The sequence below is a fragment of the Aeromicrobium marinum DSM 15272 genome (genome assembly GCF_000160775.2).
Lineage (GTDB): Bacteria > Actinomycetota > Actinomycetes > Propionibacteriales > Nocardioidaceae > Aeromicrobium > Aeromicrobium marinum.
Window position 1 is genome coordinate 2,248,166 of sequence record NZ_CM001024.1, and the last position, 13,550, is coordinate 2,261,715.

Here is a 13,550-nt window from a genome sequence, read left to right on the forward strand (position 1 = left end):
CTTTCCGCCGTCAGGGCAGGAACGGCGTCGCGGCGAAGTAGCTGAGGGCGGCGATGGCCGCGGCGGCCGGCATCGTGATGATCCAGGCGGTGATGATGCCGCGAGCGACGCCCCACCGGACGGCGCTGAGCCGCTTGGTGGCACCCGAGCCCATGATGGCCGAGGTGATGGTGTGGGTGGTCGACACCGGAGCCTGCAGACCGATCGCCATGACGTAGAGGACCGAGGCCGCGGTGGCCTCGGCCGCGAACCCCTTGGGTGGGTCGAGGTCGATGATGCGCCGCCCGAGGGTCCGCATGATCCGCCAGCCGCCGGAGTAGGTGCCCAGGGCGATGGCGGTGGCCGCGGCGAGGATGACCCAGAACGGCACCTCGGAGCCGTCGGCGTAGCCGCCCGCGACCAGGGCCAGCACGATGACGCCCATCGTCTTCTGGGCGTCCTGCAGTCCGTGACCGAGCGACATGCCGGCGGCCGAGACGGTCTGGGCCAGCCGGAACCCTCGCGCCACGCGGGCGGGGCGGGCGCGGCGGAAGATCCAGAGGATCGAGGTCATCAGCGCGAACGCGCCGAGGAACCCGATGGCCGGCGACAGCACCAGTGGGATGGCGACCTTGGTCACCAGGGTGTCCCAGTCGACCGAGGTCGCCGAGGCGATGCCGGCGCCCACGATGCCGCCGATCAGCGCGTGCGACGACGACGACGGGATGCCGAAGTACCACGTGATGAGGTTCCACGTGATCGCCCCGACCAGTGCCGACATGACGACGGTGAGGGCCAGCGCGCTCTGGTCGGCCGGGATCTCCTCGATCGCGATGATGCCCTGGATGGTCTGGGCCACCCCCACGCCCAACAGGGCGCCGGCGAAGTTGAGGATCGCCGCCATGGCGAGCGCGACCCGCGGGGTCAGGGCGCGCGTCGACACCGACGTCGCGATCGCGTTGGCCGCGTCGTGGAAGCCGTTGGTGTAGTCGAAGACGAGCGCGACGACGACGACGGTGATCACCATCACCAGGGTCAGGTCCACCGGTCAGGACTCCTTGACGGCGATCTGCTCCACGATGTTGGCCACCGTCTCGAGCGCGTCGATGGCCTGCTCGACGGACTCGACGACGTCCTTGAGCTTCAGCACCTGCAGGGTCTTGTAGGAGCCGCTGAACAGCTCGGCGAGGATGCGCCGGTGGTTGCGGTCGCCCTCGTTCTCGAGGCGGTTGATCTCGATCCAGTACTCGTCGAGGTCCTTCATGCTGCGCAACCGGGGCATGGCCTCGGCGGTCAGCCGCGTCGCACGCTGCAGGATGTGCACCTGCTCGGCGAACTGCGCCGGGAGCTCGTCGACCTTGTAGAGCACGATGGTGTCGACGGTCTCCTCCATGAAGTCCATGACGTCGTCGAGGGCGCTGGCCAACGCGTAGATGTCCTCGCGGTCGAACGGCGTCACGAACGTGCTGTTGACGCGACGGACGATCTCGTGGGTGGTCTCGTCGGCCGCGTGCTCGGCCTCCCGCATGGCCTCCGAGACGGCCACACGATCAGCGTCGTCGTCAAGGATCGAGGCGAGCAGGTCGGCACCTGCCACGAGGTGGTTCGCCGCGGTGGTGAACAGGTCGTAGAACACTGTCTCCACGGGTCGGAGGCTGATCCGCACGCTGAACTCCTGTCGACGCAGAGGTGGCCGCCACCATGCTAGGGGGTGACCAACCTCCCACGGCCCCGCCCCGGGGATCGGGTCGTCACGGCCCGGCGATCAGCCGAACGGCTCGGTGCGGTGGCGGCGCGCGGACAACCCCAGCAGCTCGTCGACCTCACCGGCCGTCAGGTGCCGGTCGGTGGCGGAGGCAGCGATCATCAGACGACTCGTCAGCTCGATCTCGTCGAGTGCGGCGTCGTCGCGAAGTCGCTCGTCCAATGGCTCCGTCATCGAAGCGGGCTCCCTCTCCCCCTACGTCTGGAGCGCCAGAATACCTGCGCCGTCCGACCCGTGATCGTGAATCGGCGAAACCTGTCCCGTGCGACCGGCGCGCTACTGACAGACTGGTGCCGCGCCGGGCACCGGACCGGCGAGGGGCTCTAGCTCAACTGGCAGAGCAGCGGACTTTTAATCCGCGGGTTGTGGGTTCGAGTCCCACGGGCCCTACCAGGAATCCCCCCTGCGCTTGCAGCGAAGCGGCCGAATCGGTCGCCCTGGGGAGCGCCGCAACACCGGTCCCAGTCCGCAGGTAGTCCGCACGAGCTCCAGAAGCGGTCGTTTCAAGGCGCTCCGCGAGGGCATCCATGTCCTCGTCAAACAGGTCCGCGTAGACGTCCAGCGTCATGGCGGCACTCGCGTGACCGAGCATCTTTTGCACCGCCTTGACGTTGGCGCCGGCCGACACTGCGATGCTCGCGGCGGTGTGCCGAAGGCCGTGCGGCGTGATGTGCGGGAGTCCTGCCCGGGCGACCGCCGGATCGAAGTCCCGGCGGCGGAAGTTCCGCAGATGAAGCCATCCGCCGCCGGGGGCGGCGAAGAGTGGATCGTCCGGACCGCGACCGTCAATCAACGCTTCGAGCTCGACGGCCAGACTCTTCGTGATGGGGACTGTCCTCGTGGCGTGGCTCTTGGTAGTGCCGAACACCAGACTTCCCCGGACCTCCGAGATGGACCGCCGCACATGGATACGACGCCCCAGGAGGTCGACGTCCGACACTCGGAGCGCAGACGCCTCGCCCCACCTGAGTCCTGTGTAGCCCAAGGTGAGGATCAAGACCCTTCCGTCCCCTGCCGCTCCGGCTAGAGCCTCGAGTTGGCGCGGAGTCAGGTACTTCTTGGCGCGGTCTCTCTGCACGGGCGGCACCATGGAGCGTGATCGCCCGCTCGCGGGCTTGGCCGAGTTCCGCGCTAATCGCCCATCCTCTACGGCAAGGTCGAGCATCATCGTCAGCACCTGATAGGCCTGTTTCGTGCGGGAAGCGCTTAGCGGCCTGCCGTTCTGCTGGCGCATTCCGGCGACCCACGCCTTCACGTCGGCCAGGGCGACGGACTCCAGCCGCACCGCTCCCCAGCGCGGCAGGACGTGGCAACGCAGGAGCGATTCGTACGACTCCATCGTCTTGGGCTTCACGACCAGCGTCGCCAGCCACGTCTCCGCCCATTCGGAGACGGTGATGCGGGACATTTCGGGGTCGACCCACTCCCCGCGCCGAACCTTCCGCTCCTGCTCGTCGGCCCACGTCCTCGCTTCACCCTTCGTGGGGAATGTCTTGGTGCGCTCCCGGCCGGCCTTATCGCGATAGCGCCCCAACCACCTGCCGGGGCCGCGCCTCGTCGCGCTAGCCATCCGACCCACCCGCTTCTCCTGCCTGCTGTTCCAGCAGCGCAACGGCAGCCGGGGTCAGGCTCCCGCCGTCGCCCTCGTCCGGTCGTGTGAGCAGTCCCCTATCGCGGGCCACGCGAATCCGTGCACTCAGTGTGTTTCGACTGATGCCATAGCGAACAGAAAGGTTCTTGATGGGGTTCCGCTGACCCGCGGCCACGGCATCGGCATAGATCCTCGCGAGCAGAGCAAAATCTCGATCCGTCGAGAAGCGCGAGGGAATTGGATCCATGTAGCCATGAGTCTGCGCCCACTCAAGCTTGGCGCGCTTGATCCGTCGGCGCGCATCTTGCATCGGCACCGCGCGCAACACGTCGCCGGTAAGCAACTCGTCCCTAGACGACTCCTCTGCCCTCCCGTCCTCATCTACGAACGGTTCGACGGTGAGAGTCTCCGGGCCGGTATCGAGACCCGAGGTTGCCGAGCGGATCGTAACCATCCAAAGATCGAGCACTCGGTACCTCACCTCTACGTCGTCGTCCACATCTGATCCGGAGAGCTCCGACACCAGCTCAGCCCCATCCGTAATTCGCGTGTAGGTCATGGGTCGAGATTAACACACGACACGCGGCAAGAGGCCCTTGTAGCGGCGTCTAGGTATTCGTAGATTGGTCTCGTTGGCCCCAGCCGTATGGCCCTTCGACCTTGAGTCACCCGCCAGGCATGCGTGGTCCAAATTTCGCCCATCGCGGCTGAGCAGCCGCATGCCTACAGGAGCTTCAATGCCCACCACCATTGCTGAGCCGTTTTGCGACACCGAGGAAGCAGCGGCCTTCCTCCACAAGCCGCCCAGCTGGGTGTATGCCAATGCGGGGCGCCTCAGGATCCCCCGCTACAAGGTCGGCAATCACTGGCGCTACCGACTGAGTGAGCTGGCCTCGTGGGTCGAGTCCCACGCGTCAGGGTCGCTCAAGTGACGGCTGCATCGGCCTTCGCCGACGCCCGCCCAGTTGGCCCAGCGATCAATGAGGAACAGACGAGGCTGGTCATCAGGGCCGGCGACCGGGTCGAGGAACTCCACGCGCAGTACGCCAAGGCGGTCCATGACTGGCGGAGAGCCCGCGGCGTGCAGGTCACCCCGGCGTTCGCTGAGGTGCAGCGCCTTGTTCTCGCCATCGACGTCGCTGAAGCTGAACTCGATAGAGCGCAGGCAGGTGGGCCCGTTGCCGTTCACCCCTTTGGCCCACGACGTCGGTCCACAGGTGGTTGCTTGTGATCAGCCTCAAGCGACTCGAGGACGTGGAACTCACGGCCTACGAAGACTCGTTCCTCATCGGCGACCTACTGACCAATCGCGCCACCATACTTAGTGGCGAACCGAAGTCCGGCAAGACGCTCTTGGCGGCGGGCATGGTGATCGCCCTACTCAACGGTGAAGACACCTTCCTGGATCTGCCGATCTTCCGACAGGCACACCACGTCGTCTTTGGCCTCACCGACGACGGCGCAGAGGAAGAGCTCAAGGCCCGCCTGCACGATGCGGTCCCCCCGGGCAGCGTGAGCGTCTTCTCGATCCGTGAGCCGGGCGAACCCGACTACTGGGTCACGGTGCGCGACAAACTCGCAGAGTCAGGGGCGGACCTGTTCGTTCTCGACAACATGCTGGGCTCGTTGAAGGCTGGAGAAGACATCGCCAACTCCGTCACCGGGCAGGGCATCGTCACAATTCTTCGCATCCTGACCGGCAGCGGTGTCCCGGTGCTGGCGATAACCCACACGCCGAAGGGCAACTCCGAGGGCCTGTCGGTTTCCTCTTCGGTCATTGGCGGCCGAGCTATCGCTGCCGGTGCGCGTGGAGTAGCAACCCTCCGCAATAGCCAGAAGCAGGGACGCCGTTTGGCCACGGCAATGAACCGCGGCCACCAAGAGCTAGACATCAGGGTCAGCGTGGAGCGACGGTCCCCGGACTCCGAGGTGCCTGTCTGGAGCCGTGCTATCGCACCTGCCGCGGAATCCAAGAAGCGCAATCGGGCCGGGGACGACGCCGTGAACATGGGGCGCCTTGCCGACTACCTCGTTGCCGAGCAGCCGGCGGACGCCGGCAGCTTCAGGGCCGTCGCTGAGAAGCATGCCCAGCAGTTCCGGGTGTCGAAGAACAAGGCCCAGCGAGGACTGAAGAACTTCGCCCACCTGGACGGCGGCAAGTGGATTGCCGGGGCCAAGCCGTGACCTCGCGTGCGGCGTGCGTGTGTGCGTACCCCCCCTTAGTAGAACCCCCCGCACGCACACACATGAAAAACGCCGGGGCGACCCTAGGAGCACCGGCACGCCGGGCCGCAGGGAGCGCGCTGACGACGCCTGCGGGCGTCGACAGGCGCCGAGTAGCCATGACGCACGTAGGCACTCTGCCCTGGGCAGAGCGCCGGGCGCGCAATGAGGGCGTCGTGGGACTCCGCCCTGTCGCTGGTCCCGGTAGAGCGCTTCAGCGCTCTCCATTCACGTCCGTCCCGGTCAGGCGTGCGGTAGCTCGCCTGCGTTGACCTCTGGGCCGCTGGTCTGACGACCAGCCCCGGTTTCTGTTTCGTCCGTTCGCTGCGCACCAGCGCAGCGCCCATCCATTCCCCCTTTGGGGGCATCGCTGCCGGTGCCCTCCTGGGGCACCCGTTAGGGGTACTCATGATCGACACCTTGTCCGCCCCGGACATCTTCACTGGCTCACTTGAACCGCACCAGCTCGACGCTGCCGACTGGCTGATGGACCACCCTCGCGCGCTCTTGGCCGACGACGTCGGCTTGGGCAAGACCGTCGAGGCGATCGCCTACATCGCTCGCTTGGACTACGCAGGCGAGCTGCCTGAAGGTCGCACGTCGGTCATCTGGATCACTGAGGCGAGCCTGCTGAAGCAGACGGCCGAGGAGTTCGCTCGCTTCGCTCCCAGCCTGGCCGTGCTGACGTCCGACGATCGTCTCTTCGAGCCCGGCGGAAGCACGCTGCGCTGGGCGAGGTTCCATTCGAAATTCCCGTCTGGCGTGGACGTGGTGGTCGTGTCGCACGAACTGGCCGGCAATCGTGGCAGCGTCCTCAACGACAGGTTCGGTACCCCACCCCTTGTGGTGATCGACGAGGCGATGGCGCTGAAGAGCGGCGGACCACGCCACACCAGGATTTCCGAGATCACGGCGGCTGCCACGCGGGTGTTGGCGATGACAGCGACGCCGTACGAGAACTCGCCGCTTGAGACATACAACATTCTGCGTCTGCTGCACCTGCCGGACCTCTGGACGTCCGGTGAGTTCGACAGCCGCTTCGTGGAGTGGGCGCCCGCGTATCAGATTCCAGGTACGTGGAAGACGGTTCCGGCGAGGCCGCTGGGGGTGCGGCCGGAGGCCCGGGCCGAGCTTGCTGCCTACCTGCACAAGGTGATGCTTCGGCGGACGGTGGAAGACATCGGGGGTGCCGTGCCCGTTCGGGTTGGTGAGCAGGTGCGCTGGGTTGAGCTCTCGTCGGAACAGGCTGATGCGTACGACGTCGCCGCTCAGAACCGCGGCGGTGTCGGGCACATCCGGCGCACGGTCGCTGCCCGTGGGGCGGGTGACAGCTCTGCGCTGGTGGACGAGTTCATGCGCTACCTGGACTCACCGAAGACCCCGTCGAAGGTGATCGTCTACTGCGAAACGCTCGGGATCATCCACATGGTGTGCGAGCGGCTTGAGGCCGCCGGTATCGGCCACGTCAGCATCGAAGGCGCCAACAAGGCACCCGACCGGACCATCGCCCTTGCGGCGTTCCGAGACCGGCCAGAGGTCCGCGTGCTCGTTGGCTCGAAAGTCCTCGAGCTCGGTCTGAACATTCAGCACTGCAACGCCCTCGTGACGCTCGACTGCTCCGACAACCCGCAACGGGAGCGCCAGCGGGAGGGCCGCATCCGACGGCTGGGGTCGCCGCACGAGACGTACACGCATCTGACCCTCATGCCGGAGACCCCGACGGCGCGCAAGAAGTGGCAGACGCTCGAGCGCAAACGACGCGAAGCCGAAGCGCTGCTCAGGCGCCAGGACAACCAGACGACCGACCCCACCACCACGTACGGAGATCACCGATGAGCAACTTCCTCAACGACCTGTGGGAGAAGACGAAGAACACAGGCAAGGCGACGATCCAGATCGCCACGCTCCCCGCGGGCCTCGCCATGGATGTGGCGCGGCAGCTGCCGGGCACTGAGGCGCTGGATGATGGTCCGGCCGGCTTCTTCACCGGCAAGGGCGCCGCTGACTTCCTGATCGGCGAGGGCACCCTGACCGGCTGGTCAGTGAACCGCGCCGGCGAGGGCCTGGACTGGACGTACCGCAACGCGATCGAGAACCCGATCGAGACGACCTGGTTGAAGTTCTCGTCGTGGGCGTCGCACGACTCGTGGTCGCCGAACGCTGGCATCTCGTGGGCTGAGGCGTGGGAACGCTCCCGCGAGCGCAGCCTCGGACAGACGTTGCAGCTGGTTGGCAACGAGATGGCTGAGACGGTGCGTGATGGCACCGGCCTCAACACCCAGGATGCCATCGGGTCTATCCCGTTTGTGGGCGCGTACTTGTCTGGTGCTGGCATCGGCGTCGAGGAGAACAGCGACATCGTCGCGGCAGACCGTGACGCCTGGGCTGAGTTTCAGGAGTATTCGCCGTTCTGGTCGGGCGCGTTGGCGACGACCACGGACCTCAGCGCGCAGGTCGCGCTTGACCCGTTCCTGCTGGCGGCGAAGCCGCTGGGCGCCCTGCGCCAGGCCCGCAACCAGCGCCCCGTCCGCGAGGGCGAGGAGAACAACCTCGCCGAGCTGATGGCGACGGAAGACCGGGGCGAGGTGCCGGTCTTCGGGATGACGTTCTCGCAGCGTCGCGCGGGCCTGCGCTCGCGCACGGACCCACTGATCGGGACGACGAAGTCTGAGACGGTTTTCGAGGACGGCGTCGCCGTGTTCGACGAGGCCGGGAACCCGGTCGAGCGCGTCGTTACCGACAGGGCTGGCTGGCTGGATGGCAAGTCGGCGACGCAGGTGTACGCAGGTCTGAACCTGCGCACGCATGCGTACGGCACGGAGATTGCCACGCTGCTGTCGCGCACGAACCAGATCGCTGATGCCGGCGCGCGGGTGGATACCCGCCGCGACATCCTCGCGGCCATGGGCGGCGATCCGACTGCGATGGGCCGCCTGGCTGAGCGCGCGGAGACGGAGGAGTTCTCCTACGTCCTGTCGAACGCGATGCGCGCCCGCGGTGACGGCAGCCTCCAGGTGGCGATCACTGACGAGATGAACGCTGCCGCGATCGCCCGCGGAGAGGCTCTCCCCGCCTACTCCGATCCGGCCGTCGTGGCCGGCATTGAGCGTGAGATCACGTCCGCCGAGGGCTACTCCACGTGGCTGTACGGCGCGATGAAGGACCGCACCTTCCGGGTGAGTCCTGGCGGGCAGCGCGCGCTGGCGCGGCTGGATCGCCGCGGCCTTGGCCGCGACGGCACCCTGAACACTGGCTTTGAGCGTGTCGACAACTTCGTCAACGACCGCATGCTGGGTCGCTGGCGCTCCAACGGCTCACCCGTGGACGAGGCTCTGGCGGCCTCTGACGAGCTGAACCCGGCACCGCTGGCTGATGATGCCCTCGCCAACGGTCGCGTGTACCAGCCGGAGCGCTCGGTGCGGTTCACCTCGAGCAATGGCACGCCTGCCATCGCCATCCGTTCGGGCCTGAAGACGGCCGGCTGGGTTGCCGGCGGCTGGATTCCGAAGGCAGGCGCCGCGGTGTCGGACGCCTTGCGCGGTCGCGTCACCCACGGCTCTCTGAATGTCGAAGACCCGCACCTGTCGGTGGCTGTCGCGCAGGACATGGCCCGCCGCGCCGGCCTTGCACCGGAGCGCGTGCAGGCCCTCACCGACGGCGTGATCGCCGCGGAGACTGCGCCGGCGCGCGCCATCGCTGTCGCCCGCGCCCAGGACGAGGCGATGGCTGCCATCGCTGAGCGCTACGGCGTCGACAAGGACACCCTGGCGGCCATCTCGCAGGACCACTCGAAGCGTGCCGAGGCTGTCGCTGCCGCCATGCGCGGTCAGTCGTACAGCGGCCACGTGCGTGTGGGTGACGACGGTCGCCCCACACGCGGCGACGTGATGATGCTGCCCGACGAGGGCGGCACCGTGGTCGCGCCGATCCTCAACACGCAGACCGCGAACCACATGCTGCTGATGGACCTGGACTACGTCGAGGCGTGGCTGAAGCGTGACAACGTGCTCGCTTCGGTGAGCGCGGTACTGCGCAACGGCCGCAACCCGAACCCGCTGGTGGCTCGCGCCAACGAGGCCGGTTTCAACTCGAAGGTGACGAGCACCTGGAAGGGCACGTCGGACCGCCTGGTGCGTGTTGGCGCTGAGCGCAGCAACACGTGGTGGAAGCGTTCGGTGCTCCTGCTGCGTGCCCCGTCGTACGCGGCGCGCAACTCCATCGAGGAGGAGCTGCGCGTGATGGCTGTCGGCCGCACCGCGGCCGTGACCGACGAGGCTGTCGCGCAGGCGTACCATGACGCCCGTGACTTCGCCCGCCGTCGTGGCTGGACGAAGGATCAGGTCAACGAGTCTCTGCCGGCGTTCACCGAGCTGAACCTCGCTCGGACGCGCTTGGCGGACCTGACCGAGGATGCCTCCGACCCGGACCTCGCCGCCGAGGTCGCCACGATCAAGGCGGAGCTGAAGCGACTGCGGAGCCAGCGTGAACGACAGTTGAAGGATGGCGGTGACGTCGCGCAGGTGGATGCTCGAATCGCGTACCTCGAGTCGCGCCCCGCCCTGCTCGAGCAGGCGCAGTGGAGCGAGGAGGCTGCGGCGCTGCGCGCCCAGGTGGAGTCCCTCGAGGCCGCCCTGAAAGACCCGCAGTTCTCGGGCCAGGGCACTCGCACGCTGCCCGGCTTCGGCGACACGCAGTTCCCGAACGCTTTCGAGGGCAGCCGCGGCGCCATCTACCGCGAGCTGTCGAAGACCAGCCAGTTCGACAATGATGTCACCGGTTTCGCTGACGGCACCTACGCCCGCTTCCGCGGGCTGGGAGAGGCTGTCGATATTGACGTGTCCGTGGCCGGCACGCCGCAGGACGTCATTGACCGCCACGGCGAGGCTTGGTCCTGGATTCTGAACAAGCAGATTGCTCAGGATGCGGCCGGCCGGGTGGTTCTCCGTGGCATGGCTGACGAGCTCGAGCCTGACGAGATCGTGGCCCGCGTGCAGCGCTTCCTGAAGTCCGACGAAGGCCGGGACTACCGCAACGGCAACATCGTCCGCCACCACGACCCGGACGCGTGGGCCGAGGAGATCACCGACATGGTGATGCACTACGCCCCCACGTCGAACCTGTCGCGGAACCTCCTCGAGCGCGAGGTCGGCTTCGACGAGTTGCAGGCGGCGTTCCCGGACCACACTGTGCGCCCCCGGGCGCACCCCGCCGGCGTGGATTCCCTGATCGGCGTCAAGGCCGGTCGCATCGACCGGTGGTCTGCGCACGCCTTCCAATGGATCGACAAGATGTCGGTGCAGCGCATGACACGCCACCCCATGTTCAAGGTGCACTTCGAGGCGGAGCAGACGCGCCTCGCCGGCGACTACCTGCGCAAGGCGCAGCTTGAGCGCGGCGACGACGCCATGATCTCACTGGACGAGATCAACGACATCACGGAGCAGGCTCGCCGCTCGGCGGCGCTGAACGTGCGTCGCACCTTCTACGACACCACGTCGCGTTCGCACGCGGCGGAGAAGATGAAGTACCTGTACCCGTTCTTCGCGGCGCACCAGGACTCCATGTCGTTCTGGGGTCGCGCCATCGCGCAGCGACCTGAGGTGCTGCGCGGGTTGCAGATCGCGTTCAACCAGCCGTATGCGCTGGGTCTGGTCGTTGACCAGGACGGCAACGTGGTGGAGCCGGGCGAGGGCATCCTCGAGTCGGATCACCGGGTGCTGTTGCAGGTGCCGGCCGCTTGGGGCGGACCGGACCCGGAAGATCCGACACAGCAGGGAACCGGGTGGAGCGTCAACATCAACTCCGCCAACCTGATCACGCAGAACGGGTCCATCCTGAATCCAGGTGCCGGTCCGCTAGCTGCGATCCCGGCCGCGTACATCGCCACCAAGTTCGGCTCCTCTGATGAGCGAATCGGCGGCATGATGCGCTGGTTCAACGCCTTCGGCGCCCCGAACACGGGTGACAATCCGCTGCTGCCGGAGGCACTGCAAGCACTCGACCAAGCGATTCCGACGCCGATCAAGCGACTCGGCACCTTGTTTGATGCCTACAGCCAGAAGCACTCGCGTGAGTTCGTCGACATGTGGTCGATCAAGTTCCAAGAGGCTCAGGTCGAGTTCCACGAGAAGTACGATCGCCCCCCGAACTCGCAGGAGGCGGCCGAGCTCGAGCGCGAGGTCGACGAGGTCGTGAAGTCGATGGCGCTCCTGCGAGCGTTCTCCTCGATCCTGTCGCCGGTGCAGCCCCGGCCCCAGTCCAAGTTCGAGGGCTTCATCAAGGAGTACCAGCGTCTCGCCGACGAGGGCCGCAACAGCGGCCAGGGCTGGGCCTGGGCCACCGACAAGTTCCTTGACCGCTATGGCGAGGAGTACATCTACCTGACGCGTTCGTCGTCGGAGTACCGGGCCAACATCGACCCGACGACGGCGACGGTGCGCGCGCTGAAGGCGTACGAAGACCTCACTGAGGACACGCCGCCGGAGGTGTGGCAGGCGATTGTCGGCGGCGAGGGTGAGGGTGCGTTCAGCATCGACGCCTACCGCTGGATGCAGCAGAAGGACATCGCCCTGACCCAGGGCGGGGGCAAGCTGATCGACCGCAAGAGCGTGCGTGACGCCATGTTCTCGACTGCTGTCAGCGCCGGCTACCGCGAGTACAACAAGGCGATGGACCTGTTGCAGTCCATCGCCACGCAGAACGGTCTGGTGTCGCCGAACGATCACCCCGAACTGCGCAGACTCCGCGCGGAGGTCATCGACGAGCTGTCTGAGCGGTTCCCGCAGTGGGCGGAGAACCGGATCGGTAAGCGCGACTACGAGTCGACGATCCTGCCTGGCCTACGGAAGGTTGCCGCTGATCGGCGGCTGTCGCGCGACCCTGCCCGTGGTGACATCCGAGCACTCAACGACTACCTGTTCTACCGCGGAGTCATCGTCGATGAACTCCAGAAGCGCGTAGACGCAGGAGAACCTGGCTCGATCACGGCGCAGGCGAACGCCGACATCCTCACGCTGTTCGTGGGGATGGTGGACGAGCTGAGCGAGAGCAATACCCACTTCGCCAACTATCACGTCCCGGGTCTGATCGACCGTGACCCCTTGTACCGCCCCGACCTAATTGGAGAGACGACCAGATGAGTACCTTGCTTGAACTCTTGATGCGCGCCGCCCGAGGCGGAAGCCAGACCGAACGGCCACGTCCAAGCGGCAGCAAACTGTCACAGATCCAAGCCTTGGCGGAGGGCCGAATCAATCTGTCCGACCTGGGTGGCGGCGGCACCGCTCGCCGCGAGGATGAGGGCGGCGTGTGGCTGGGCGAGTGGGGCCGCAATGGCGGTATCCGCTCCGGCGTCAGCCCGACCTACGCCTCGAACCTGCCGCTTGGCTGGTCGCAGAAGAAGCAGCAGCAGGCGTTCGACCGCATGTCCAACGCCTACGGCGTCCCGGTCGGGCTGGACGACTTTCTGGGCGAGTGGGATGCGGCTGTGAAGCTTGCTGCGCGCTCCTGGGAGGCGACGAACGGGGGCAAGACCGGCACCCCGCTGTCCGTGTGGGATGTGATCGACCTGCGCGCCCGCTCCGCCGGCGGCAGCGGTGGCCGCGGCGGTGGTGGTGGCGGTGGTCGCCCTCGCACGATCACACAGACGTCGCGCACCATCAACGAGATCACCGAGGGTGGCGCGTGGGCGCTGATGACGGACGCCGCGCGTCAGGCATTGGGCCGTGCCCCGACGGATGAGGAGGTGCGCGCGTTCGCGCAGCGCGCCAACCAGATCGCGTCGGCGAACCCGCAGATCACCAAGAGCACGATGACGCAGAACGCGGACGGCTCGTCGCAGACGACGAACACGACCGTGCAGCCTGGCGCCACCGGCGACGACTTCGCACTCGAGGCGAAGAAGATGACGGACACGCCTGAGGCCGGCGCCTACCAGGCGTCGACCACGTACTTCGATGCGCTCATGCGGGGCATCGGCTCGGTGGTGTGATG

At 66.9% G+C, this 13,550-nt stretch carries 10 protein-coding genes, 1 tRNA gene and 1 pseudogene; 6 read left to right on the forward strand and 6 right to left on the reverse strand.

Going from position 1 to position 13,550, the window contains the following annotated elements:
- Positions 1 to 10: 10 nt before the first annotated feature.
- The 3 genes from HMPREF0063_RS11420 to HMPREF0063_RS16815 form a co-directional block, all read right to left on the reverse strand.
- A complete protein-coding gene (locus tag HMPREF0063_RS11420) occupies positions 11 to 1,018 on the reverse strand; it encodes an inorganic phosphate transporter (RefSeq protein ID WP_040320822.1) in 1,008 nt (335 codons plus the stop codon).
- 9 nt (positions 1,019 to 1,027) lie between these two features.
- Positions 1,028 to 1,645: a DUF47 domain-containing protein gene (locus HMPREF0063_RS11425; RefSeq protein WP_007078832.1), complete on the reverse strand. Its 618-nt coding sequence runs from the start codon at positions 1,643 to 1,645 to the stop codon at positions 1,028 to 1,030.
- A gap of 99 nt (positions 1,646 to 1,744) precedes the next feature.
- Complete coding sequence (locus HMPREF0063_RS16815) at positions 1,745 to 1,918, reverse strand: hypothetical protein (protein WP_007078833.1); 174 nt, start codon at positions 1,916 to 1,918, stop codon at positions 1,745 to 1,747.
- 143 nt (positions 1,919 to 2,061) lie between these two features.
- On the opposite strand from HMPREF0063_RS16815, the gene HMPREF0063_RS11430 reads away from it, so the two are divergent.
- A tRNA-Lys gene (locus tag HMPREF0063_RS11430) sits at positions 2,062 to 2,137 on the forward strand.
- 202 nt (positions 2,138 to 2,339) lie between these two features.
- Here the strand turns inward: HMPREF0063_RS11430 and HMPREF0063_RS17325 are convergent.
- Both HMPREF0063_RS17325 and HMPREF0063_RS11440 read right to left on the reverse strand, forming a co-directional pair.
- Positions 2,340 to 3,314, reverse strand: a pseudogene (locus HMPREF0063_RS17325) (tyrosine-type recombinase/integrase); the annotation flags it as partial.
- On the reverse strand, positions 3,307 to 3,894 hold the full coding sequence (locus tag HMPREF0063_RS11440; RefSeq protein ID WP_007078834.1) for a hypothetical protein: 588 nt from the start codon (positions 3,892 to 3,894) through the stop codon (positions 3,307 to 3,309). The gene HMPREF0063_RS11440 and the pseudogene HMPREF0063_RS17325, both read right to left, overlap by 8 nt.
- A gap of 178 nt (positions 3,895 to 4,072) precedes the next feature.
- On the opposite strand from HMPREF0063_RS11440, the gene HMPREF0063_RS17330 reads away from it, so the two are divergent.
- A complete protein-coding gene (locus HMPREF0063_RS17330; RefSeq protein WP_169309981.1) occupies positions 4,073 to 4,267 on the forward strand; it encodes a helix-turn-helix domain-containing protein in 195 nt (64 codons plus the stop codon).
- On the opposite strand, the gene HMPREF0063_RS16820 is transcribed toward HMPREF0063_RS17330, so the two are convergent.
- Positions 4,207 to 4,524, reverse strand: coding sequence for a hypothetical protein (locus HMPREF0063_RS16820; RefSeq protein ID WP_007078835.1), 318 nt, complete (start codon positions 4,522 to 4,524; stop codon positions 4,207 to 4,209). The genes HMPREF0063_RS17330 and HMPREF0063_RS16820 overlap by 61 nt on opposite strands.
- 38 nt (positions 4,525 to 4,562) lie before the next feature.
- On the opposite strand from HMPREF0063_RS16820, the gene HMPREF0063_RS11450 reads away from it, so the two are divergent.
- The 4 genes from HMPREF0063_RS11450 to HMPREF0063_RS11465 all read left to right on the forward strand — a co-directional run bounded on the left by HMPREF0063_RS11450 (position 4,563) and on the right by HMPREF0063_RS11465 (position 13,548).
- Complete coding sequence (locus tag HMPREF0063_RS11450) at positions 4,563 to 5,519, forward strand: AAA family ATPase (protein ID WP_007078836.1); 957 nt, start codon at positions 4,563 to 4,565, stop codon at positions 5,517 to 5,519.
- Between the two features lie 447 nt (positions 5,520 to 5,966).
- Complete coding sequence (locus tag HMPREF0063_RS11455; RefSeq protein WP_007078837.1) at positions 5,967 to 7,394, forward strand: DEAD/DEAH box helicase; 1,428 nt, start codon at positions 5,967 to 5,969, stop codon at positions 7,392 to 7,394.
- The gene (locus HMPREF0063_RS11460; RefSeq protein WP_007078838.1) at positions 7,391 to 12,697 is read left to right on the forward strand and encodes a hypothetical protein; all 5,307 of its coding nucleotides are present in this window, start codon (positions 7,391 to 7,393) and stop codon (positions 12,695 to 12,697) included. The genes HMPREF0063_RS11455 and HMPREF0063_RS11460 overlap by 4 nt, the downstream gene beginning before the upstream one ends.
- Positions 12,694 to 13,548 (forward strand): hypothetical protein, encoded by an 855-nt coding sequence (locus HMPREF0063_RS11465; RefSeq protein ID WP_156794109.1) that lies wholly within the window; start codon positions 12,694 to 12,696, stop codon positions 13,546 to 13,548. The genes HMPREF0063_RS11460 and HMPREF0063_RS11465 overlap by 4 nt, the downstream gene beginning before the upstream one ends.
- The last annotated feature ends 2 nt before the right edge of the window (positions 13,549 to 13,550 follow it).